The 26,223-nt window shown below is 48.5% G+C and carries 11 protein-coding genes and 4 pseudogenes; 13 read left to right on the plus strand and 2 right to left on the minus strand.

From position 1 onward, the window contains the following. Window positions 1-7: 7 nt before the first annotated feature. The gene (locus JCM16496_RS14845) at window positions 8-1,063 is read left to right on the plus strand and encodes a Gfo/Idh/MocA family oxidoreductase (protein WP_025835267.1); all 1,056 of its coding nucleotides are present in this window, start codon (window positions 8-10) and stop codon (window positions 1,061-1,063) included. 11 nt (window positions 1,064-1,074) lie between these two features. On the opposite strand, the gene JCM16496_RS14850 is transcribed toward JCM16496_RS14845, so the two are convergent. Next, window positions 1,075-1,935: an exodeoxyribonuclease X C-terminal domain-containing protein gene (locus tag JCM16496_RS14850; protein WP_025835269.1), complete on the minus strand. Its 861-nt coding sequence runs from the start codon at window positions 1,933-1,935 to the stop codon at window positions 1,075-1,077. Between the two features lie 67 nt (window positions 1,936-2,002). Continuing rightward, a complete protein-coding gene (locus JCM16496_RS14855) occupies window positions 2,003-3,043 on the minus strand; it encodes a porin (RefSeq protein WP_439644534.1) in 1,041 nt (346 codons plus the stop codon). A gap of 301 nt (window positions 3,044-3,344) precedes the next feature. Here JCM16496_RS14855 and JCM16496_RS14860 point away from each other — a divergent pair, with 301 nt between their 5' ends. From JCM16496_RS14860 to JCM16496_RS14910, 12 genes and pseudogenes are all read left to right on the plus strand, one after another. Further along, on the plus strand, window positions 3,345-5,624 hold the full coding sequence (locus JCM16496_RS14860) for a beta propeller repeat protein (protein WP_244440400.1): 2,280 nt from the start codon (window positions 3,345-3,347) through the stop codon (window positions 5,622-5,624). Between the two features lie 355 nt (window positions 5,625-5,979). Then, window positions 5,980-6,102, plus strand: a complete 123-nt coding sequence (locus JCM16496_RS24660) for a hypothetical protein (protein ID WP_262482773.1) — start codon at window positions 5,980-5,982, stop codon at window positions 6,100-6,102. Window positions 6,103-6,498: 396 nt separating this feature from the next. Continuing rightward, on the plus strand, window positions 6,499-7,320 hold the full coding sequence (locus JCM16496_RS24000; protein WP_244440401.1) for a hypothetical protein: 822 nt from the start codon (window positions 6,499-6,501) through the stop codon (window positions 7,318-7,320). After that, window positions 7,317-9,035 (plus strand): Kelch repeat-containing protein, encoded by a 1,719-nt coding sequence (locus JCM16496_RS14870; RefSeq protein WP_244440402.1) that lies wholly within the window; start codon window positions 7,317-7,319, stop codon window positions 9,033-9,035. The genes JCM16496_RS24000 and JCM16496_RS14870 overlap by 4 nt, the downstream gene beginning before the upstream one ends. A gap of 424 nt (window positions 9,036-9,459) precedes the next feature. Then, window positions 9,460-11,300 (plus strand): annotated as a pseudogene (locus JCM16496_RS14875) (MSCRAMM family protein). A 21-nt stretch (window positions 11,301-11,321) separates the two neighbouring features. Then, window positions 11,322-12,770 carry a glycoside hydrolase family 76 protein gene (locus JCM16496_RS14880; protein WP_025835276.1) on the plus strand — a complete coding sequence of 483 codons (1,449 nt, stop codon included), beginning with the start codon at window positions 11,322-11,324 and terminating at the stop codon, window positions 12,768-12,770. Window positions 12,771-12,788: 18 nt separating this feature from the next. Beyond that, complete coding sequence (locus JCM16496_RS14885) at window positions 12,789-15,959, plus strand: SusC/RagA family TonB-linked outer membrane protein (RefSeq protein WP_025835278.1); 3,171 nt, start codon at window positions 12,789-12,791, stop codon at window positions 15,957-15,959. A gap of 34 nt (window positions 15,960-15,993) precedes the next feature. Next, a pseudogene (locus JCM16496_RS14890) lies at window positions 15,994-18,076 on the plus strand (RagB/SusD family nutrient uptake outer membrane protein). Between the two features lie 28 nt (window positions 18,077-18,104). After that, the gene (locus JCM16496_RS14895; protein ID WP_025835280.1) at window positions 18,105-18,920 is read left to right on the plus strand and encodes a DUF3823 domain-containing protein; all 816 of its coding nucleotides are present in this window, start codon (window positions 18,105-18,107) and stop codon (window positions 18,918-18,920) included. 121 nt (window positions 18,921-19,041) lie between these two features. Beyond that, a pseudogene (locus JCM16496_RS14900) lies at window positions 19,042-21,220 on the plus strand (hypothetical protein). Window positions 21,221-21,281: 61 nt separating this feature from the next. Next, a pseudogene (locus JCM16496_RS24995) lies at window positions 21,282-23,776 on the plus strand (glutaminase domain-containing protein). 17 nt (window positions 23,777-23,793) lie between these two features. Beyond that, entirely contained in the window at window positions 23,794-26,100 is a 2,307-nt protein-coding gene (locus JCM16496_RS14910) for a GH92 family glycosyl hydrolase (RefSeq protein WP_025835282.1), read from the plus strand. Window positions 26,101-26,223: the final 123 nt, after the last annotated feature.

A 26,223-nucleotide genomic window follows, 5' to 3' on the forward strand; every position in this document is an offset into this window, starting at 1 on the left:
GAACGATATGGACAAGATAAGAACCGGATTAGCCGCTTACGGAATGTCGGGACGTGTTTTCCATGCTCCCTTCATCTCCACCAACCCTCATTTTGAATTGACTGCCGTTACGGAGCGCAGTAAGGAACTCTCCCGGGAGAAGTATCCCGACGCTTGTATTGTGCGGAGTTTTGAGGAACTTATCGGACTGGAGGGGTTGGATTTGGTTGTCATCAACACACCGGACAGCACTCATTATGAGTATGCCCGCCGCGCCCTCGAAGCTGGCAAACATGTGGTTGTGGAGAAGCCTTTCACTACCACCGTGGCAGAAGCTGAGGAGCTTGTGGCACTTGCCGCAAGCCGGGGACTGACCTTGAGCGTTTACCAGAATCGCCGGTGGGACGGCGATTTTCTGACAGTCAAGGAAATACTGTCCAAAGGCCTGCTGGGACATCTGGTGGAGTTTGAATCCACCTTCCCCCGTTATCGTAATTTTATCAAGCCGAATACTTGGAAGGAAACCGGACAAGATGGCGGTGGCTTGACCTATAACCTGGGCGCCCACGTCATAGATCAGGCTGTGCAGCTATTCGGTATGCCCGAAGCCGTCTTTGCAGATATTGCCACGTTGCGCAAGGACAGCAAGGTAGACGACTACTTCATCATCCATTTGCTACGCCCCTCAAAGGCACCCGAAGTAAAGATAACGCTGAAATCCAGCTATCTGATGTGTGCGAGCGAACCCCGTTTCGTCCTCCACGGCAGGGAAGGTTCTTACGTGAAATATGGTTTCGACCCGCAGGAAGCCGCCTTGACCGAGGGCGTATTGCCCGGCACTCCACACTGGGGCGAGGAGGACAAATCCTCTTGGGGACTGCTTCATAAGGAAAAGGACGGTAGAACCGTGCATGAACCTTATCCAAGCCTTCCCGGTGATTATGCAGCTTTTTACGAGAATATCTATCGGCATATCCGCCACGGCGAACCTTTGCAGAGCGATGCCCGCGAGGTGGTCGGAGTCATCCGCTTGATAGAGGCAGCCTGGGAAAGCAGCCGTATGCAGCGTGTGGTTCGTATCTGATAGAAAATCCTTTACCCGGTAGGGACGTGCAGCTTCACATGTGTCAACCGGGTGTATTTCGTACTTCCTATTATATAGGTACGCGCGATGCGAGCCGATGCTATCTCTATTACTTCTCCCACCTGGTAGGCATGTTCCACGGCGGGCAGCCGGCATGATTTCCGGCTTGCCGTGCGTGCATTCAGCCGGATGCTGACGAAGTTGCCGATGGAGTCTTTCAGCTTCAGCACCTGGCGCACATAGAAATAAGGAGTGGTCCCTTTGAGCTGTGTCTTGTAGGGGTTGTCCTCCAGTTGCACGCTGAGTACGGTCAGTGTCAGGTTCTCCACTTTTTCGCCTTCCTTCCCCAGAAAATGTCCGCCGGTGGTCTGGTACGTTTTTCTCCGTTGTATGTCGAGATGGACCGAATGGTAAATCCTGGCAATCTGTACAAAACGTTCCTGCTTGGGAATGCGTGGTTGGAATTTGAAAGCTATCCACGTAAGATAGGCAGGGTTTATACGGAGGATTTCGTGTAGGAAGTGCCCGTGGTATTTGCCTACGGAGATGATGTCGTCCCCTTTGCTCTGCATTCTTTTGGCATTATACTCCACAAGCAGCAGACTGCGCGGCGAGTAGAAGCATAGTGTGCTTGCCATCCGTAGCGTTTCGTGAATGTCGGTGGAAAGGTCGCAAATGTAGAAGATGGACTGTCTTCCGGGCAGTGGAGAGTAAATCCATAAAGTATATTGGAGATGCTCCGGTCGGGGCAGTACGACAAGATAGGCGCCCACTTCCTTATAAGAGGCTCTCCCTTGATTGTATGCATTCAGCTTACTATACAATAAGTCTTGTTCAGTCTGCGGTATGCCGGGTATGATTGGATTTGCCATAGCTCGGAATAATTTATTCCAAATATACCTTTTTGGAATGAAAAAAGCAAGGGGAAGCCAGGAAATATCAGAAGCGTACCATCAATTCCAATACCACCTTGTCTTGTTCCGACTCTTTCGCTATGCTGTTTTTGGCATAGAAGTATTTCTCGTAGTTCAGCCGGAGGTCTGTGCGGAATGCCTTGCTGAGGCTGAAGGTGATGCCGCCCGTCAGGCGTTGGCGTTTGTAGTCGGTCACCGTCAGTCTGCCGGTTTCCTCGTCGGCGGTTTTGGCGTCGCTCTGGTCGGTCATCATGTCGTAGCGCAGCAGGAAAGACATTTTGTTGAATACTTTCTGTAGCGGCAGGTCGTAGTTGATGAAGGTGTTGACGGCGTGTACATCTTTGAAAGCGTTGTCGGAATATTGCTTGTACAAGTATTCGCCTTCGATATGGAAACGGCCGGCTTCGTAGTAAGCGCCGATGTCATAGGACTGCATGCGCACTTCTTCCGGTTGGATGCTCTGCACGCTCAGTGTCAGGTTCAGTCCTTTGGTGAAGAGAAACCGGGCTTTGGCGGAGTAGTTCACTTCCTTGTGCCATTCTTTCTGGTTGGTCAGTCCGGAACCGTTGAAAAGTCCTCCTTCCACGGTGATAGGTACATCGGTAGGCAGGGCATATCCTACTGTGAATCCCACGTCCCGTACATTGCCCACTTGCTTGGCGATGAACGAGCGGTTGGGGAAGTATTGCTGGTGCGGCGAGCGGTGGGCGTCGATGGTGAAGGGGACGCGCATTTGTCCGGCGGTGACTGTCAGTCCTTTTGTCGGGAAAAGCCGGGTGTAGGCATCTAGCATCTTGATTTGACCTTCGTCGGAGAGGTCTATCTCGGCTTTGTAGGCTACGCTGGGCAATACGTTGCCCGTCACGCTGACGCGGGCATTGCGTACTTCGAAACGTCCTGCACCCATGGTGGTCTGATATTCGTATTTGGCGCGGATGGTTCCGTGGACTTCCGGCAGGTAGTCTTTGGTTTCCATCTTCTCCTTTTCAATCTTTTTTCCGTCCTCGTTGATGGAGGGCGTTTGGGCAATTGCGGCCAGCGGCAGCAGGGCAATCAGTACTGTCAATGCACTTTTTTCATAATCTGTTGTTGTCGAATGATTTGTCGGCGACAAAGTTCGGACATGCGTGTTGTGTTTTTGTGTCATATATGTTGCATTGTTGTTACAAAAAACTGTTGAAGGGAAGAACTGCGATGGGTGCCGTTTTAATCTTTTTATGGCTTGATTTAGTTTCTTGTTTTTATTAAAACGTTGGTTGTTAGGAATGTATGTACACTACCACAAATGTTTCAGACTGAAATATCAATGAAATATTCTTATCTTTGAAAGAAATATCAAGAACGTTTGTTTTAGAACCCTGATGCTTATGAAAAGACAGTTGTTTTTAGCAGGAATAAGTTTGATGCTGGGCGGCATGCCGATGCTTGCTCAAGATATATCTCCGGTGAATTCTGTTTCTTACGAATGGAAGAGCGTACCGATAGTGGGAGGAGGCTTTGTGGACGGTATCGTTTTTCACCCAGAAGCTCCTGGTGTCCGTTATTGCCGCACCGATATGGGAGGAGCCTACCGGTGGGACGCTGCTTCCAACCGGTGGACGCCCTTGCTGGACTGGATAAGTCTGGATGAAAGCAATCTGCAAGGAGTGGAGAGCATTGCCATCGACCCGCAGAATCCGCAGAACGTGTATATTGCCTGCGGTACGTATACCGGCAGCTCCAATGGCGCCATACTTTGTTCTTATGATGGCGGCAGAACCTTTACCCGTGTCGATGTGCCCTTTACGATGGGCGGCAACGAGAACGGGCGTGGTAATGGGGAACGGATGATGGTGGACCCGCAGAATGGGAATATCATTTATATGGGAACCCGTTTGCATGGTTTGTGGCGTAGTACGGATAAGGGGCGGAGCTGGACACGGGTGGTGTCTTTCCCGGATGTCTCCGAGAAGTTCAACCCTGCCGACCGTGCTGCATGGGGGAACCGCGGCAGTGGCATTGTCTGTATAGTCTACGATGTACAAGGTACTCGCGATGGGCGTGGCACCCGTGACATTTATGTGGCAGTTTCATTGATGGGCAGGGAAAATCTGTTCGTGAGCCACGACTATGGTGAAAGCTGGCAGCCGGTCGGGGGACAGCCGGTGCAGTATCGCCCCACACATATGGTCTTGACCGGTGACGGACAATTAGTATTGACGTACGGAGATACTCCCGGTCCGAGTCAGATGGGGGACGGTGGAGTTTGGAAGTACGATATACGTAAAGACAAATGGACGGACATTTCGCCCGTCAGACTGTCCGGTGGCAGGAAGGCGGGATTTGGCTATGCAGCCGTATCAGTGGATGCCCGTAATCCGAAACATCTGATTGCCAGTACACACAGCTTGGGAGGCAAACACGGTTATAAGAGTGATGAGATGTTCCGTACGACCGACGGTGGCAAAAGCTGGAAACCGATTTTCAAGACGGGATATGAGTATGATTATTCTAAAGCTCCCTATACAAAAGTAGCCCCCCTGCATTGGATGTTCGACATTGAGATAGACCCTGCCGACGCTGAACATGCCATATTTACCACCGGTTTCGGCGGTTGGGAAACTTTCAACCTATCGGCCGTGGAACGTGGGGAACCGGTGAAATGGAGTATCATGTCTGCCGGTATCGAAGAGACCGTGCCCCTCGAACTCTATGCTCCCGAAAAAGGGGCGCGCCTGATTTCCGGTATCGGTGATTATGGTGGCTTTACGCATTTCGACCTCAATCGGCCCGCCCCGTTGGGCAGCCATGCCAATCCTCATTTCGGAAATACGAATGGAGTGACGGGCGCCTGGCTGAAGCAGGATTTGATAGTCAGAGTTGGTACACTGTTCGGCCATCAGCCGGGTGCAAAGACTATTTCATATTCGGAAGATGGGGGCAGGCACTGGACTATGTGTGCCACCGTTCCAACGGAAAAGTCTCGTAATGGGCATATCGCCGTGGCAGCAGACGGCTCTTCTTGGATTTGGACACCCGACCGCTCGGAGGCTTATCTGACCCGTGATAAGGGGACTTCCTGGCAATCTTGCCGTGGTTTGCCAAAGAATATCCGCGTCATTGCAGACAAGGTGAACCCCCAACGTTTTTATGCTGTAGATGCTGTGGCCGAAATATTGTATAGCAGCGAGGATGGTGGGGCGACTTTTCATGCCGATACATTGAGTTTAACTGTTAAACGGTTCCAACGGGGTAATACTGGTGCCGCCGTACGAAGGGGAGATCCGCGTGGAGGGCAAGACCGTATCTACGCTACTCCCGGTCATGAAAAAGATTTGTGGATTGCAGCTTATGATGGTTTGTACCACTCTGCCGCTTCAGAAAAATTTGATTTCCGTGTTTTGGATAAGGTACGTACCATCTATGCTTTTGGTTTCGGCAAGGCAAAGCCGGGTAATGATTATCCTGCCATCTATCTGATAGGCGTAGTCAACGGGCAATATGGTTTTTTCCGTTCTGACGATGCGGCGAACTCTTGGGTACGTATCAACGATGATGCCCATCAATATGGCCTGGTATTGCATATCTGCGGTGACATGCAGGAATATGGGCGGGTTTATATAGGGACACATGGCCGGGGAATTGTGACGGGAGTACCTGCGTCATAACTTTTCCATGCTGCCTTCCTAATCTTTCCGTATCTACTTCTCATCCAGTCCGTACATCTTCCGCTTCTATAGGAGCGGGGATGATACGGACTTTTAGTCTTTTATAATAGCTGTATAGAAACACGGCTCTTTCATTTAAAGGATTTATCTGTCTACAACTCGGCTTGACAGTTAAAGTCTATATTTGTGTGGTTGCATCCGCAAGTGTGTTTGCTTTATTCCTTGCTCCTTTATTTATTCTTGAGTATGAATTGAGCAAACTAAGCTTCACATCCTTCACCTTTATAAAAAAAACGTCTGGCTGACAACGGTTTATGGTGGAGTATGTTTGAGTGGGAAATAGACAGGATGACTGATGCTGAAGTTGAGGTTGGAAACTGCAGACCTCAACTTGGCGGCTGCAAACCTCAACTTGACGGCTGCAAACCTCAACTTGGTCATGTTGAAATTGTATATATTCCATGTGCTGGATATATAGATGCAGCACGCCGAATATATAGATGCGACAAGCAGTCCGGTAACAGTTTCGCCGGGAACCCCGATGAATAGAGCGATACGCGAAAAGATGGAACAAGTGAAAGAATGTGTGTCAAAACGGTCGATGGCACACAGATGAGCTGATTTAACAGATGACTACAGATTATATACTTCTGATTGACAGGCAAATATATCTGTGGTTATATGTCTGTTCTGTGTCATCTGTGTGCTTTCACGCATTTTTGACACCCTCGTGGTATAGAAACTTACTTTTTTAAGCAAAATATAATTCGTTCATTAATATTTTATATATTTGCATTTCAATTTTCCCATCATTTTTTAATAAATGTTGGTTAATGTTTTATGATGGTATTGCATAACCTTAAATGAAAACCTAATGGTACACTTATATAGATATATCGTTTTTATAATCGGCCTTTGCACTACCCAATTGGTTTCCGCATATGGACTAAGATTTCGTGGTGCAACCAGTCCTATCGACGAAAGAACATCCTATGATGTATTCGCTCACAGCTGCCCCTCTTTCAGAGACTATTTTGACTTGGAATTTAATATGGCTCTGTATTCTACAGAAAGTGTCGGCTATGTGTTGCGGGTGAAGGGGGATGACGAAGGACAGATTTTCAATCTTTTCTTTGATTTTCGTGGCGATGACATCTTGTTCCGTCTGAACCAGGAGGGGAAGTGTGTGTTGATAGCCTTGCCAGTCAGTAAGGCCGGGGCTATGAAATCCCATTGGTTTAAGGTGAAGATAGCTTTCAATCTGAAGCAGGATGAGATTACTCTTAAAATTCACGATCAAGAAAAGGTATGCAAGGGGGTGTTGCTCTCTGATGAATTCAGTCCGAAAATCGTGTTCGGTAAGAGCGATCACATTATTGATGTTCCGGAGATAGCTGTTGATAAGTTGGTTGTGAATGCCGATTATACTTACACGTTCCCTTTGGATGAGGCGGACGGAGAATCGGTCTGTAACCAAGAGGGTACTCTTTATGGCAAAGTAGAGAATCCGATATGGTTGATTAACGAGGCCTATCACTGGAAGAAAGAGGGTGGCTTTGCGTCGGCTTCGGAAGCCGGCTCTTGTTACAATGCCGACAGAAATGAGATTTATTATTTCAATCGTGATTCGTTGTTCGTCTACAATATGGAGACGGGAAGTACTTCTGCCAAGCTTTTGCCGAACGGTGTCCTGTGAAACTGTTTCTTGTCGGCAGTTTTTTCGATAGTGGCAGTGAGAGGCTCTATGTTTACGAGGTGTATACGGAGAATGGGGAGGTAGAGCCTATGATAGCAAGCTTGGACTTGAATACGTTGAGTTGGAAAGTGGAGAGCTACAGCAGGCTTAGTATGCAACTGCATCATCACTGTTCCTATTATGATGCAATTCGTAAGCGTTACACCATCTTCGGTGGCTTCGGCAATATGCATTACAGCAATAAGTTCTATCAGTTCAATGCGGAGGATGTGTGTTGGGACACACTGGGTTCCCTATCCGGCGATTTCCTTTGTCCGCGCTATTTCTCTTCGACCGGTTATTTGGACAGCAATCACTCCGTCTACATTTTCGGAGGTATGGGCAACGAGTCGGGCGACCAGGTGATAGGCCGTCGTTATTTTCACGACCTTTATAAGGTGGATTTGCAAGAAATGCGTGTACAGAAGCTTTGGGACATTTCAGAAGGACAGCCTAATATGGTTCCTGCACAGGATATGGTTATACTGAATGACTCTTGTTTCTATGTCTTGCGTTATCCAGAGAGTGTGTCCAACTCATTTTTGCATCTCTATCGCTTTTCTGTAAAAGATGGCAGTTGTCATATATTGGGTGATTCCATTCCCATTTACTCCGACAAAATCATGACGAACGCTCGTCTTTATTACAACGAGCGTCAAAGCAGGCTTTTTGTGACTGTGCAGGAAACAAGCGATGACGTGTCTTCCAAATTTTCTGTCTATTCGCTACTATTCCCACCAGTTTCTCTTGAAAAATATACTGCAAATAACAGTGGAGGGAATGCTTCATATGTGTGGCTGGTACTGGGGGGCGTGGTTATGGCTGTAGTTGGCGGGGGTGCGTGGATAGTGTGCAAGTGGCGCCGAAACTCCGGCAAGGGTGAGGATGGCAAAGCTGTGGAACAGGACAAGGAACAGCTTCCTGCAGTCTCTGATGCAAAGGCGGAGAAGATGGCGGTAGATATGGGAACTGCCAATTCGATGTATTTATTCGGTGACTTCTCCGTTTTCGACCGAAACGGGCGCAATATCTCCTATATGTTTTCTTTGCGTATCAAGCAGATATTCTGTCTCATTTTGCGTTATAGCGATGCCGACGGAATTTCTTCTAAACAGCTGAGCGACTTGATATGGCCCGATAAACCAAAAGACAAAGTGAAAAACTCGCGTGGAGTAGCTATCAATCACTTGCGCAAAATTCTAAAAGAATTGGATGGCATAGAACTGGTTTACGAAAAAGGATGCTTTCGTTTTACGCTGTCCCCTGTTTTTTATTGCGACTACTTGCGTTTTGTGGCAATAGTTGCTGAAAACCGGACAGAGGAATGTCGGCAAGAGTTTTTGCGTATTGTAGGGCGCGGCAAGTTTGTAGGCTTTATGGACGACCCGTTATTCGATGGTTTTAAGCAAGATGTGGAGTGCCGTTTGGAGGTGCTTGTCTTGCAGCTGATGAAGGAGGCTTTCGAGGCGCAGGATTATTCGGAAGCTGTGAGCTTGGCCGAAGCGGAATTCAATATCGATCCGGTGAACGAGACGGCCTTGTCTTGTTGCCTCAAGTCTCTTTTCATACTCAAGCATGAAAATGCTGCCATTGCTACTTACCAGAGATTTGTAGCGGAATACAAAAAACACACGGGGGAAGATTATCCTAATCCTTTCAGTCTTTACTGGAGTTAGTACCTTGGCACGTTGCATCCGGTGTTTTCTTTTTTTTGCTTCCTTCAGCTTGTCTGATAACTCTCTTATTATGTTTTTTATACTTTCTGTGCGATTTTTGTGATTCGTACTTACAGTTGTTGTATGGTGTAAGCGGCGGTTCGTTTTCTGGATAGGTTCTTAGTAGAACTTATGCAATAATTGTTTGACTCATATCCTCACTTTCGAAACTTAAAGAGTTAAGTGAAGTCTGCTCTTCCTTTTGTGGGTTAAAATAGTTCGGATTAATGTTTTTTTTTATCCTGTTATACGCAAATTAACCCTAAAATTAACCCATGCGAAATCAAATTTGTGGTCGAGGGGGCGGTTTGCAATGCCCTGAGGCTGATGTGGGTGATTGGCATCGGCTCCTTTGTTATATTAACTTCTAAATAATAATTAAACTATGAAACAGGCAAAAAAACTAAGAGTCTTCGGACTGATGACCATGCTTATAAGTATGGTATTCATGGTAAGCTCCTGCTCGGATGACGACACGGATGGAGGGGCTTTATCCTACGGAAAAGTGACGGGTGTCGTCACTGACGATTTATCTTCTCCCCTTGAAGGGGTAACGGTTCAGGTCGATGGTTCCGGTATAACGGCTACACCGGACGGTCCTCAGGCTACGACAAATTCGCAGGGTGTATATACACTCGAAAATATTTCAATAGGTACACATATAATTACATTTACAAAAGCTGACTACCAGACGGTCAGCGTTACTGTCGTAGCAGGAAAATTCAACGAAGAACGAGTAGCCGAAGTCAGTCCTAAGATGGAGTATGCTGCTGCGAAGATTAAAGGAAAAGTGACCGATGCAGGAAAGGGAAATGCTCCGTTGGAAGGAGTGACGGTCAGCATCAGCTCCACACAGACTGCCACCACTGGAAGCGACGGCACGTTTGAAATTGGCAATTTGCCGTTGGCAGACTATACCGTAACCTTTACGAAAGATGGTTATGCTTCTATTGTGAAGAAAGTGGCTATGGCCGACTTTGTGGATGGTATTGCTACTACAGACGTGCGCATGGGTGGAACGGAAATCCTGCGCGGACTGACCCTCGATGACTTGAAAGCTGCCGAAAAATGGTATTATAACGAATACCGCGGCGGACGAAACGCAGAAAGTTATCCCCATTGGGATTGGGCTTGCAACTACATGTGTACGATGGACTTCCGCGGTGATTGGGAAGAGCAGAACGAGGGAACCACTCTCCGCATCCGCAACAATGAAGACGACCGCAAGAATCCTGCAGACTTGGAAATGTTCGATTCCTTTGTATTCGGAAGCAAACTGATTACAGAAGACAATTACATGATGACTCTGCAGATTCGTACGCACAATGCCGACGAAGCTGCTCCGGCATACTATGGCGTGCAGGTGGTAGACCTGACTGCAGCTGAACCGAAGGCTGAAATGGTGGGTGATGTCAGAACTTATGCTTCAGGAGACTACGGTTCTGTTCCGGTGGATTTGAGCAAATACATCGGTAAGGAAGTAATCATTGCCATCGGTACATTCCGTGCCCAGACAGGCGACTATTGGAAACAGTTGGTATTGCGCCGCATCGCTTTTGCTAAGGAAGTTGTTGAAGGATGGGGATGGTTGCCGGGAACAGCAGTCGAAGAACTGGACGGCTGGAAGATGACCCGGGAAATGGTACGCTCTACCATGCCGCAAGTGAAGTCACAGTTCACAGGTCTGAATCCTATTGAAGGAAATCGCGACAACTATGTAGACGCTTATCGCGCATGGCGCGAGGTAGACCACGTTTGTGCCGAGTGGTCGTATATGCACTTAGCAAAGATCCTGAGGTATTCCCTTCCGAAGGCTATCTGATAAAGACACGTGGTGGAAGCAATGTGAGCACCACCGTGCCCGAATCTTATTTCTATGCCAAGTTCTCCATTGCTTCCGGACGAAATAAGATGACATTGAAGACTCGCAACTTCAGCGGAACGAATGCTACCTTCTTTAAGGTGACGGCCATCCGCATGGATGGAACTGTCATGCACTTGGCACCTGCATCCAATACGGCTCAGTTTGCCGAAGCTGCCGCCGACGGTTGCTGGAAGTTTATCCATGAGGCTGGAGGAAAGGGTGATCCGGACGCGTATGCCGACTTTGTCTACGATTTGTCTCAGTTCAACGGAGAAGACGTGATGCTCACCATCGGTGTATTCAAGGGAGAAGAAAATGGCGATGAGAACAAACTGGTGCTGCGTGGCATAACAATGGAATGATAAACTAATTGTAGGAACAGAATGAAAAATTTATTTACTTTACTGATTTTACTTTTATGGACGTTAGTGGCTTGCAGCAACGACTCTGCCGTTGATGATGAGCCGGGTAACGGAGGAATAGATGTACCGGCAGGCAATCTGCCGGTGCAGAACACGGCGCGTGCCATAGAACTGATTGACAATGCTGTGGAGTGCTACTTTAGCGGAACGGGCATGGCTATGTCACGTTATTACAATCCTTATACCGGAAGCCGTTCCAGCGAGTTGGGCAGCGTGTGGATGTACACCAGCTCCATTGAGGCTGTGAACGCTGCAATGAAAGCCATGAAGACCGGGCAGGCAAGGGGAGAAACGGCTCTTTATGACTCTCACTTTAACCGTTACAAGGAGCTTCTGGCCCAGCTTTATGATAATCTGGAGTATTACGCAGGCACTTTTACACTGACCTCTTATACACAGACTAAGCAGTGGACGGTGTACGGTGTAAACCGTGGAAACGACAAGGGAGCTGCCCAGGTGGAAGGCATCCTCAATGTTTACGATGACCAGATGTGGCTGGTACGTGAATTGTTGGAATCCTATCATATCACCGGTGAGAAACGTTACCTGGAAAAGGCGGAATACCTGATGGAATACGTGCTCGACGGTTGGGACTGCACTCTTGATGAACAGGGCAATCCGTTGGGAGGCATCACGTGGGGACCCGGATACCTCACCAAGCATTCTTGCAGTAACGGTCCCATTGTCAGTCCTTTGGTGTGGCTCCACGAAATTTACAAAGGAAAGTCCGATGAAGTGACCTACGGCTATGTGGCTGCCGATAACAGTCGCAAGCTGCGCACGGAGAAAAAGTCCGACTATTATTTGAGTTTTGCCAAAGCCGTTTATGATTGGCAAAAGAAGTATTTATTGAGACCCGATGGAGTGTACGACGACATGATGGGCGGTTCTGATTCCCCCGACATAAAATACGTCACCATTGACGGTGAACGTTATCGGACTGGTTCCAAACTGCGCGACCGTGTAGGTCCGGCCATCACTTACAACAGCGGTACGATGCTTTCCGGTGCTGCCGACCTTTTCCGGGTTACGGGCGATGCTGCCTATCGGACGGATTTGGCAGAATTGACTGATAATAGCTTTGCTTACTTTGCCAAGCCCGATGCCACAAAACCGGGTTGCTATACATTCGATATCAGTGGATTCCGCAACTGGTTCAATGGTGTGCTGATGCGCGGATATGTGGATGTTTGCTCAGCCCATACTGCTGCTGTAAGCTGCATTGAGGCCTTCCAGAACAATCTGGATTATGCCTATGAGAATTATCAATACAAGCACATGCTTCCTACTAACTTGTTGGTGGGCTGGAATAAAGCTGAAAAGAGCAAGAACAGCGTGGAAGGAATGTTCACTTTTGCTTTTGCTGCCGAGTATGCAGTGTTGGCAAACTATGAATGGAGCAAAAAATAATTTTTAAAATAATAGACTATGAAGAATTTTAGCAAGATGCGACAAGGATTATCCTGCATGGTTATGGCGTTACTTCTGATGCTGATTCCAACAGGTGTTTCCGCGCAAAACTCTGTTTCCGTTTCGGGAATAGTTATGGACGATACCAACGAGCCTGTCATTGGTGCTGCAGTCATGGTGAAAGGTACCAATATTGGTGTCATTACCGACATTGACGGACACTATACCATCAGTGCTCCTGCAAACGGTATTCTCAGTTTCTCTTATGTAGGACTGAAAAACAAGGAAGAGAAAGTGAACGGGCGTACCACTATCAACATCATCATGGCGACCGATTCCAAGATGATAGACGAAGTGGTGGTGATAGGTTACGGAACACAGCGTCGAGGATCGGTGACGGGTGCCGTTTCTGCCGTAAAAGGTCAGGATATGATAAAGACCAAGAATGAAAATCCGCAGAACATGCTGACGGGACGTATTCCCGGTTTGCGTGTATGGCAGAAGAGCTCTGAACCCGGAACTTTCAATAACAGCTTCGATGTTCGCGGTATGGGAGCTCCATTGATTATCATTGATGGAATTCCTCGGAGCACGGAAGAATTCCAGCGTTTGAATGCAATGGATATTGATGACATTTCCGTATTGAAAGACGCTTCAGCCGCTATTTACGGTGTACGTGCCGCCAACGGTGTAGTGTTGGTGACTACTAAAAAAGGAGGAGCAGGAAAAACGGAATTTTCTTACAACGGTTCATACACTTTCCAGCAACCTTCACGTATGCCTGAGCTGTGTGACCCCTATGAATCCATGACACTGTTCAACGAAATGTCGATGAATAACATCAACGGCGGTTCATGGGTCTTCAGCGAAGAGAGTTTCGAAGCATTCCGCAACGGCACGCGCCGTACAACGGATTGGAACGACCTGATTATCTCTAACGTGGCTCCGCAAACGCAACACGATATCAGTATTTCCGGTGGTACCGAGAAGACGAAGTTCTACATCAGCATGGGCTACTTCTATCAAGAAGGTATCTTCCGTTCAGGAGACTTGAACTACAACAAGTTCAACCTGCGCTCTAACATTTCGACTGAAATTGCTAAAGGTATAAAATTCGAACTCGGTGTGAGCGGTATCTCCGACGAACGCAACACGCCTTACACCAGCTCACAAGACATCATCCGTAACTATTGGCGTCAAGGTGTTCTCTATCCTGCATACGCCGATCCCGAGGGAACGATGTTGAACTACAACGGTTTGGATATGGAACAGAACACTGTGGCTATGATGACGGCCGACATTTCCGGTTACAAGAAGTACAAGCAGAAATATTTCCAGTCCTCGGCTACTCTGACGGCAGACTTCGGCGAATACACTCCGGTGTTGAAGGGGTTGACTGCCAAAGCTATGTTCAGTTACGACTACCGTGCCGACAACAATGAGGCTTTCCGTAAAGAGTACTACCAGTATGCTTATGACGAGCAGACCGGTACCTATAACCAAAAAGTCTATAACGAAAGTTCGCCCAGTAACATGCGTCGTGAGTTTTATGACAAGTCGCAGATGTTGGGACAATTCACAGTGAACTACGACCGAACCTTTAATGATGTTCACCACGTGGGCGGTGTTGTCGGCTGGGAGGTGCAGAAGCGCAACGGTGACAACTTCTACGCTGTCCGCGACCTGGCATTCTCCATGCCTTACCTGCTGGCAGGTGTGACCGAAGGCCAGATTGGTGCCATGCAGACAGGTAATAACGACCTCTATGAACAGGCCAACGAAGCCTTGATAGGCCGTATCAATTACTCGTTTGCCGACCGTTACCTGTTGGAGGCACAGTTCCGTTACGACGGTTCCAGCAAGTTTGCCAAGGGACACCAATGGGGCTTCTTCCCCTCTGTATCGGCTGGATGGAGAATCTCCGAAGAGCCTTTCTTTAAGAGTATCGATGTCCTGAAGTTTGTCAATCAGTTGAAGCTGCGTGCCAGCTACGGTGTACTTGGTGATGACGGCGACTTGAATTATGACTGGGCTATGGGGTATACTTATCCTTCGGCCAGCGGCAACATGGCCAACGGCGACTACAACGGTTATTCGCCGGGCTACATCTTCGGTGGCAAATTTGTCAGCGCGGCCAGCCCGATGGCATTGCCTAACGAAAACATCACTTGGTTTAAGTCGAAGACATTCGACATCGGTTTCGACTTTGAAGGATGGGACGGTCTGCTGGGTGTTTCGTTCGACTATTTCAACCGTCTACGCACCGGTCGTTTCGCTCGCCGTACCGGTGCTTTGCCTACCGTGGTAGGTGCTACTGCTCCGCGTGAAAATCTGGACAGCGACCGCCAATTCGGTATGGAACTGGAGCTGACACATCGCAACAAGATTGGTGAAGTGAGCTACAACCTGAAGGGTATTGCTACCGTTACCCGTCAGAAATACATGACTGCTTCGGAGAAAGGACCTTGGGCCAACTCGTATGATCGCTGGCGCAACGACAATCTGACGAACCGTTACCAAGGTGTACAGTTTGGTTATACTTCTGCCGGTCGTTACACCAGTTGGAACGACATTTGGAATTACTACGGTTTCAAGGAACGCGACATCCTGCCGGGCGATTATAAATATGAAGACTGGAACGGTGACGGTGAGATTAACGGTCAGGACGAACATCCGTTTGCCTTTGACCAGACGCCGTGGTTGCAATTCAGCTTGAATGCCGGCCTGCAATGGAAAAACTTCGACTTTAATATGCTGTTGCAAGGTTCTGCACTGGGGTCTATGGAATACAAAGAGCCTCTGCATGAAATTTGGGGTAAGAATGGCGGTGGTGCATTGACACAGTTCCTCGACCGCTGGCATCCTGTAGACCCGAAAGCCGATCCCTATGATCCTTCTACCGTCTGGACTTCCGGTCACTATGCTTACACAGGCCGTTGGGCAAGAACCAATTCTGCTTTCAATCGCGTAAGCACTGCTTACCTTCGTCTGAAGAGCATCGAGTTGGGCTATACCTTCCCGAAATTGAAGCAGATTCCCAATGCCAGCCTGCGTGTCTATGCCAATGCTTACAACCTGCTGACTTTCACAGGCGTGAAGTTTGTTGACCCTGAGCATCCCGATGACGATTTGGGTCGTATGTATCCGTTGAACAAGACCTATACACTGGGAGTTTCCCTATCTTTCTAAGTAATCAATGATATAAACCTAAAAAATAGTAAATATGAAACATAAACTGATATCCGCGATGTTGTGCATGACTCTCGCCACTTCATGTGTCGATATGGATATTGCTCCCAAAAATATCGTGACTTCCGAGTCGTTGCTTTCCAACGAATCGGGTATGGACATCTACATGGCACGTCTATATAGTTATATGCCGTGGGAAGATTTCAAGTACTTGTCCCAATGGGGTTTTAACTTTAGTGGCTGGCTGAATGCCATAGGTATCGACGGTACCGGCGAAGCAATGAACCGCGATGGTATCTGCCGTGCGTTTACCGGTGAAGACTATGCTTATTGGAGCACTGATGGAAGTAAAGGAAACCCGTTCATGTTATTGCGTGATGCCAACTACCTGATTGAGAACCTGCCGAAGTATCAAGGTTCCTACGCTGAGATTACCTATAATCACTATTTGGGTGAAGCTTATTATGTGCGTGCCACGGTCTTCTACGCCATGGCTCGTCGTTTCGGTGGTATCCCTTTGGTAACAAAGGTCATCCAGTATCCCGGGGACGGCAATTTGGAAGTACCCCGTGCCAGTGAGGAAGAAACTTGGGATCAGGTTTTGGCAGACTATGACAAGGCCATCGAACTAATGATGCCCAATAGTCCCAAGAGCGGTTACAGCAACAAGTATATAGCATTGGCCTTCAAGTCGGAAGCCATGCTCTATGCAGGTAGCGTAGCCAAGTATAATGAAACGGTTACCGGTCGTCTGACCGGCTTGGGTGCCAAGACGGGCGTACGCGTGATTGGATTCGATGAAAACCGTTGGCAAGAGGCTTCCAAGAAGTATTTCACCGAAGCCTACAAAGCTGCTTCCGAGGTGATTAAAAGCGGTGTGTATTCACTTTACAAGAAGAAATGGGCTGCCAATGATCCGGAAGCACAATATCAGAATATGGTAGATATGTTTTCCGATCTCAGCAATAATCCTGAAAATATCTATGTGAAAGAGTATACTTATCCTACTAGCACTCACGCTTACGATTCTTACAACCTGCCGCTAACCTTCAAGCTCCGTTGAATTGCGGTGTCTGTCCGACAGCCGACTTTGTAGAGTTGTTCGACGGTTTCGACCGTTATCCTGACGGCACCCTGAAGGTGACAACTGGCAATTCTCCTGCCGAAGGTAACTACGTTATGTATGATAGCCCGATGGATTATTATAAAAATGCTGAGCCTCGTTTGCGTGCTTATGTCATCTTCCCCGGTGATGTATTCAAAGGTAAAGAAATTGATATTTATGCCGGTGTTTATACTGGTTCTGCGCCTGTCAAACCACTTCTTAGCGACTATTCGTATGGTTCGGCCACTACTAAGTACAATCATCTGAGTGCTTATAAAGAGAAACCCAAGACACTTTATCTCAGCCCGAAACCTAAAGACCAGCAGGAAATTGTGACCTTGCCTGATGGTTCTACGATGACGCTGCCGGTGAGAACGGTCCTTTCTATGAAGATGGTGGAAGTGCTATGACCGGTCTGTTGGCACGCAAATGGTTGAATCCTGACCCTGCATTTGTTCCCCGGGAAGGAAATAGTGCGCAACCCTTTATCCTGATGCGTTATGCCGAGGTGCTGCTGAATGCAGCCGAGGCTGCTGTGGAACTTTCGTTGGCTGGTGTATCTTCGCCGGATGGTACGGATATGCTGAGCGTAGCCACGAAAGCTGTCAATGACATCCGTGAACGTGCCGGTGCCCGGTTGTTGACAGCTGCGCTGGCCGGCACGACCGATAGCCGCGACATCGTCCGCAAGGAGCGCCGCAAAGAGTTGGCCTTCGAGCATAAGACCAAGTGGGACTTGCGCCGCTGGCGTGTGAACCACTATGAAGGTCGTGACGGATTCTGGGGCGAACAACGTGATAAGGACCGCTTCAGCAACACGACCCGCTATCGTTTCCGCGGTATTTATCCGTTCTACTCAACGGAGACCGGAAAGTGGTTCTTTGATGTTTGTTTCAACTATACGACTGCCGGTGACAAAGACTTTGGTTACACTCCGTTGGACTATTACTTCTCGATTCCGGGTGGTGAGGTTTCAAAGAGTCCTGTGATTGACCAGCAGCCTAATCGATAAAACTCAATAAATTAAAAACTTAAAACGTATGAAAAAGATAACATTCTATAGCTTATTCAGCGCCTTGTTTATGTTAACTTCGTGTAGCATGTTCGAAATAGACAACTATGAGGAACCTGCTGAAACAATCTGGGGCGAGGTGGTAGATGAAGCAACCGGCAAGCGTGTATTGACCGATCAGGGAAGTGAAGGCATCCGTGTCCGCCTGACTGAATTGAGCTGGGGCGACAACGTGCAACACAACCCGGATTTTTACTGCATGATGGACGGTACATTCCAGAACACGAAAATCTTCAAGGGCGAATATAACATCCGTATTGATGGCCCGTTCATTCCCTTGGTACGTGAGAATACAGACGGAACCCTGCTTCACGATGGGTCTGTCAATACCAAAATCAGTGGCACAACGAAAGTGAAGTTTGAAGTACAACCTTTCTTGAATGTAGAGATTGTTGGTAATCCTCAGGTGAGCAATGGCGTTGTCAAGGCGCAAGTACGCGTGACACGCGGCGTGTCTGACGACATCTTCCGTGAGAAAATTCAACCGATGGGCAACTGGAAGGATGAGTATCTGAATGTGACCGATATCCAACTCTTCGTCAGCTATTCGAATACGGTCGGTTACCGGGCGCGTGACGAACGCTGGTCAAGTAGCATCAACTATGACGGAAAGAGCTTTGAGGATTTGCTGGGTGAGGAAATCACCATCAAGTCCAATGGAAATATTCCTTCGGGTCGCAAGGTATTTATACGTGCAGCTGCGCGTATAAACTACGACACACCCGTAGGTAGCGGTACACGCCGCTGGAACTACAGCGAGCCGATGGAAGTACTTATTCCGTAGCCTGATGGTATGCAGCCGGGACTTTGCCACTATAGTGGCAAAGTCTTGCCTGTATGTGGGCAATCTTTTGCCACTGTAGTGGCAAGAGCAACGATTAATACCATAAACATAAGAAACCAATATGAAGCAAAAACATTTTTTGATAAGTTTGGCTGTCTTGGCAACAGGCATCTCCGTAGGTGCCCAGACCAGGGATAATGTCAAGACTACTTTTCAAACCTCACGCGAGTGGAAACCTTCCATTGACAATAGGCTGATGCGGTGATGGTGTATGGAGTAGGGGGGAATCCTTCGGACAAGTCGCGCAAACTATCTTTCGAGGAGCGGGTGAAGTCCTGGAAGAAGCGCGGATATATCATACACTTTATGACCGGCATTGCTTGGGGTGAATATCAGGACTATTTCACCGGACAATGGGACGGGAAATGGCATTTGGATGAGGGGCAGGTCACTCAGGCCGGAGACACGATATGGCACGGCCACATGGTGCCCTATATCGTGCCGTCGGAGAATTTTTTAAGTTATCTGAAGGAGAGACATGTGAAGAGGGTAATCGATGCCGGTGTGGACGCCATTTTCATGGAGGAACCGGAATTCTGGGCAAGAGCCGGTTACAGCGAGTCCTTTAAGAAGGAATGGAAAAAATATTATGGCTTTGACTGGAGACCGCAACATGAATCGCCGGAAAATACTTACTTGTCGAGCAAACTCAAGTATTATTTGTACTATCGTGCACTGAATGAAGTCTTCACCTTTGCCAAAGAATATGGTAAAAGCAAAGGGATGGACGTGAAGTGTTACGTTCCCACCCATTCGTTGGTGAACTATTCGCAATGGCAGATTGTCAGCCCGGAAGCAAGTCTTGCTTCACTTCCTTGTGTGGATGGTTACATCGCTCAGGTATGGACCGGAACCTCGCGCGAGCCGAATTTCTTTGACGGCCGCAAACGTGAGCGTGTGTTCGAGACTGCCTATCTGGAGTATGGTTCCATGGAGTCGATGACTGCTCCCACCGGTCGTAAGATGTTCTTCCTGACCGACCCTATTGAAGACTGGCCGCGTGACTGGGCAGACTATAAGAAGAACTACCAGGCCACTTTTACGGCACAATTGCTCTATCCCAATATAGCCGATTACGAAGTGATGCCTTGGCCGGAACGTATCTACGAAGGGCTGTACCGCACAAGTGCCGATAGTGATAGGAAAGAACGCATCCCTCGTTTCTATTCCACACAGATGCAAGTGATGATAAACGCTCTGAACCGTATGCCTCTGACCGATAAGAAGCTGACCGGAAGCAAAGGATTCAGCGTATTGATGGCAAATTCCTTGATGTTCCAGCGTTTTCCTACACACAATGGATATGAAGACCCGCAACTGGCCAATTTCTATGGTCAGGCGTTGCCTTTGCTTAAAAGAGGTGTACCCGTCAAAACTGTCCACATTGAAAACCTCGGCTATAAAGAAGCACTGGCTGACACAAAAGTGTTGCTGATGACTTATGCGAACATGAAACCGCTCGAGCCCGAAGCGCACAGTCACATTGCCAGTTGGGTGAAGAAGGGGGAGTGCTGATTTACAGTGGAACGGACAATGACCCTTTCCAGCATGTAAGAGAGTGGTGGAACACCGACGGTTACAACTATGCTACCCCTTCCGCACATCTTTTTGAGCAGATGGGACTTCCTGCCAGACCGGAACAGGGAGAATACAGCTACGGTAAGGGAACTGTATGTATTGTTCGTACCGACCCCAAAGATTACGTTTTGAATGAAGGCGGTGACAAAGATTTTTTGTATCTTGCGACCCGAATGTACGAGCAGAATGCGAAAGCGGGGAAATTGGAGTTCAAGAATAGCTTCTATCTGCAAAGGGGAGACTACGACTTGGCTGCTGTGCTTGAAGAGAGCGTGAGCGACGAGCCGTTTACTGTAGAAGGATGTTTGATTGACCTTTTCGACCCTAAATTACCGATATGTGCTTCCAAGCAGATAAATCCGGGCGAACAAGCCTTGCTGCTGAATGTAGAACGTGTAGCCGGTAAGAAGAAGCCTCAAGTGTTGGCTTCGGCAAGTCGTGAAGAACAGGAAGAACGCGGGAAAGGCTGGTATTCCTATGTGGCGAAAAGTCCTGCCGAGACTTCAAACATATCGCGGGTGCTGCTGCCCCGTTGTCCTAAGAGTGTGACGGTCGACGGCAAAGAAGTATGCGATGCCAAGCGTTGGCATGCAGCAAGTCATACCTATTTGATAGAGTTTGAGAATAACCCTGACGGAGTGTCGGTGAAATTTTGCTGGTAATCGTGGGTATTTCTAGTTTTTTAGAATGTAACAACATAAACAACTATATTATATAAACAATATGAAAAAACAACTTTTATACACCTTGTTGGCTTCATGCCTTTTTGCGTGCAGTGACAAGGATACTTCTTACGAAGTCGTAAAGAACGATTTGAGAGCACCTGCCTACCCGCTTGTCACCATCGACCCTTATGCCAGTGCATGGTCCATGAGTGATAACCTTTACGACAGCCCCGTGCGCCATTGGACGGGTAAAGATTTCCCCTTGATTGGCGTGGTAAAGGTAGACGGCGTTTCTTATCGTTTTATGGGAACCGAAGAACTGGAGATGAATGCCATTGTGCCCACCTCGCAGCAAGGCGACTGGACGGGGCGCTATATCACAGACAAGCCCGCTGGCGACTGGACATCTGCCGATTACGATGATTCCGGATGGAAGTCGGACCGTGGTGCCTTTGGTACCAAAGAAAATGAGCCTACAGCCAAGACGCAATGGGGAACCCGTAATATCTGGGTGCGCCGTACTGTAAATATCGACCGCGATTTGACCGGCATACCTGTTTATCTGGAATTCTCCAATGATGATGATGCCGTATTCTACATCAACGGAGTGAAGATACACAGTACCGGAACCACATGTAATAAGAACAAGGTAGTGAAACTTCCCGATGAGGCTTTGGCGGCTTTGAAACAAGGAGACAATATGATTGCTGCCGAGTGTATCAATCCCGTGGGTAACGGTCTGCTCGACTTCGGCCTGCAGATTCCGAAACATCTGGAAACCGTATTCGGCAAGACGGCAGAACAAATCTCAGCCGATGTGCAGCCCATGCAGACACACTACGCTTTTACTTGTGGTGATGTCGACTTGAAAGTCACCTTCACGGCACCTCTCTTCATGGAAGACTTGAAGCTACTGAGCCGTCCTGTGAATTACCTTACTTATAGTGTTGCCGCTCGCGACGGCAAGGAACACGAGGTGGAAGTGTATTTTGAGGCCTCGCCGCGCTGGGCGCTCGACCAACCTTACCAGCAATCTGCAAGCAAGGGATATGAAGCCGACGGACTGCTTTACCTGAAGAGTGGAAGTAAGGAGCAGAATATCCTGGCTAAGCAGGGCGATGACCTTCGCATTGACTGGGGGTATTTCTACATGGTTGCCGATAAGAAAAATACTGTATACAGTGTTGGCAACAGTACCGAACTGCGCAAAAACTTCGTGAACGGAACCATGAACTCGGCTTCGCTCGAGGGAGAGGATAGCAATGGAAACATGGCTTTGGTGCGTAGCTATGGCAAAGTGAAGAATGTTACCGACAAGATAATGCTGGGATATGACGACATCTATTCCATCCAGTACTTTGGTACCAACTTGCGTCCTTACTGGAACTCAAAAGGCGACCGCACCATTGAGGCGGAAATGCTGGCTGCCTACAATGAGTATGACAAATTGCTGGCACGTTGCTATGCTTTCGATAAAAAGTTGATGGAAGATGCCTCTGCAGCAGGAGGTAAGGAATATGCCGACCTCTGCGCGTTGGCCTATCGTCAATCCATTGCTGCCCACAAACTCGTGGAAGCTCCCAACGGTGACCTGTTGTGGCTGTCGAAAGAAAACAACAGCAACGGTTGTATCAATACCGTAGACCTGACCTACCCCTCGGCCCCCCTCTATCTGATTTATAATCCGGAATTGGAGAAGGGCATGATGAACGGTATCTTCTATTATAGTGAAAGCGGTAAATGGACCAAACCCTTCGCTGCTCATGATTTGGGTACTTATCCTCTTGCCAACGGACAGGTGTACGGAGCGATATGCCGGTGGAAGAGAGTGGAAATATGTTGATTCTTACAGCTGCCATTGCTGCCATAGAAGGCAATGCCGACTATGCAGCCAAACATTGGGAAGTGCTCACCACTTGGACAGACTATCTGGTGGAAAAAGGACTTGACCCTGAAAACCAACTCTGTACCGATGACTTCGCCGGACACTTTGCCCATAACACCAATCTCTCCATCAAAGCAATTTTAGGAGTAGCCTCTTATGGCCGGTTGGCTGAAATGCTCGGCAAGAAGGATGTGGCCGAAGCCTATACCATGAAAGCCCGCAAGATGGCAGCAGAATGGGAGCGCATGGCCAACGACGGCGACCATTACCGCCTGACATTCGACAAGCCGGGTACATGGAGCCAGAAGTACAACCTGGTTTGGGACAAACTGCTCGGATTGAACATCTTCGATAGCAAAATTGCGGAAATGGAGATACCTTATTACCTGACCAAGCAGAATATCTATGGTCTGCCACTCGACAATCGTGAGACTTATACCAAGACCGACTGGATTATGTGGACTGCCACAATGGCTCCTGACCGGGCTACTTTCCGTGAATTCATCGTCCCGGTGCATAAGTTCATGAACGAAACGATAGACCGCGTGCCGATGTCCGACTGGGTATTTACCGACAAGCCCAACTGGCGTGGTTTCAAGGCCCGCTCGGTAATAGGCGGATATTACATGAAAATGCTTGAAAGCAAGCTGATGCAGAATAAACAATGACAAAATCGATTAAACGCATGAAAAGACTCTTTGCATGGGGAACCGCCCTCCTTTTTGCAGGCGGTATGCAGGCGGCTTCGCTGCCGGTTGACGAGTCGGTTACACCGGTGGATTACGTCAGCACTTTGGTTGGCACGCAATCTAAGCATGCTCTTTCTACGGGCAACACTTATCCTGCCGTGGCAATGCCTTGGGGTATGAACTTCTGGACACCGCAGACCGGTACCATGGGGGATGGATGGGCCTATACCTATGATGCCGACAAGATGCGCGGCTTCAAGCAGACACATCAGCCCAGTCCGTGGATTAACGACTACGGACAGTTTGCCATTATGCCTGTCACCGGAAAGGTGGCTTTCGACCAGGACGAGCGTGCCAGTTGGTTTTCTCACAAAGCCGAGACTGCCACTCCTTATTATTATAAGGTCTATCTTGCCGACCATGATGTGACGGCAGAGTTTGCCCCTACCGAGCGTGCCGCTGCCTTCCGTTTCACTTACCCTGAAACGGAGGCGGCCTATGTGGTGGTCGATGCCATGGACAATGGCTCTTTTGTGAAGATTATTCCGGCTGAAAAGAAAATCATAGGCTACACCACCAAGAACAGTGGTGGTGTGCCTGAAAATTTCAAGAACTACTTTGTATTGCAGTTCGATAAGCCTTTTACTTATACTGCTGCCGTGAAGGACGGAAAGATTGACCCTCGTGTCACAGAGGCTGGTGCTAATCATGCCGGTGGTATCATCGGTTTCAGCACCCGTCGCGGTGAGCAGGTGAATGTGCGCGTGGCTTCTTCATTCATCAGCCCAGAACAGGCTGAACTGAACCTGAAGGAACTGGGTGACCGGACACTTGAAGAGGTGGCGAAAGCCGGGCGTGACGAATGGAACCGTGTGCTGGGCCGCATCGAGGTGCAGGACAACGACCTCGACCGTCTGCGTACCTTCTACTCTTGCTTATACCGTTCGGTTTTGTTCCCGCGCAGTTTCTATGAGATAGATGCGCAGGGTCAGGTGATGCACTATAGTCCCTACAATGGCGAGGTGCTGCCCGGATATATGTTTACCGATACCGGTTTCTGGGACACTTTCCGTTGTCTTTTCCCCTTCCTCAATCTGATGTACCCGTCCATGAATGCCAAGATGCAGGAAGGACTGGCAAATACATACAAGGAGAGCGGTTTCCTGCCCGAATGGGCCAGCCCGGGCCACCGTGGTTGCATGGTGGGTAATAATTCCGCCTCTGTGGTGGCAGATGCTTGGTTGAAAGGGTTGCGTGGCTACGACATCGAGACTTTATGGGAAGCTGTGAAGAGTGGTACGGAGAAAGTGCATCCCGAGGTTTCCTCTACCGGACGCCTGGGACATGAGTATTACAACAAGCTGGGTTATGTACCTTATAATGTAGGCATCAACGAGAATGCAGCCCGTACGCTGGAGTATGCCTATGACGATTGGTGTATCTACCAGCTGGGACTTTCGCTCGGCAAGTCGAAGAAAGAACTGGCTCCTTTTGCCAAACGTGCGCTGAACTACCGGAATCTTTTTGACCCTGCCCACAAGCTGATGCGTGGCAAGAATGAGGACGGAACATTCCAATCGCCTTTCAACCCCTTGAAGTGGGGTGACGCCTTTACCGAAGGAAACAGTTGGCACTATTCGTGGTCGGTTTTCCATGATCCGCAAGGACTCATTGACCTGATGGGGGGCAAGGACTCCTTCAACCAAATGATGGATTCCGTGTTTGTGTTGCCGCCAGTGTTCGACGAAAGCTATTATGGCAGTGTCATCCACGAAATCCGGGAGATGCAGATCATGAATATGGGCAACTACGCTCACGGCAACCAGCCCATACAGCACATGATTTACCTCTATAACTATTCCTCCCAGCCGTGGAAGGCACAGTACTGGCTGCGTGAGGTTATGGAGCGCATGTACAATGCCAATCCCGACGGTTATTGCGGTGATGAGGACAACGGCCAGACATCTGCCTGGTACGTGTTCTCAGCTCTGGGATTCTATCCCGTCTGTCCGGGTACAGACCAGTATGTGCTGGGTGCTCCTCTCTTCCGTTCTGTGCGTCTGCATTTGGAAAATGGCAAGACTGTGACGATTGAAGCTCCTGAGAATAGTCGTGCCAACCGCTACGTGCAGAAACTCACAGTGGACGGCGTTGACTATACACGCAACTATCTGACACATGGGCAACTGATGAACGGCTCCTCACTGCGCTTCACTATGGACGATGTGCCCAACAAACAGCGCGGGGCAGGAGAGGAGGATGCTCCTTACTCCTTCTCGAAAACACTTAAAAAGAAAAAGTGAACCCAAAGCCAAAACCATAGCAATTAATGATGAGGGTGTGCCGAATGTCTGACGGAGTGATAGCTGAAAAACGTTTTGACACACCCTTTCTCTCTTAAGATAAATCACTGTTTGAAAACCCTA

The sequence above is a fragment of the Bacteroides rodentium JCM 16496 genome (assembly GCF_000614125.1).
GTDB classification, from domain to species: Bacteria; Bacteroidota; Bacteroidia; order Bacteroidales; family Bacteroidaceae; genus Bacteroides; species Bacteroides rodentium.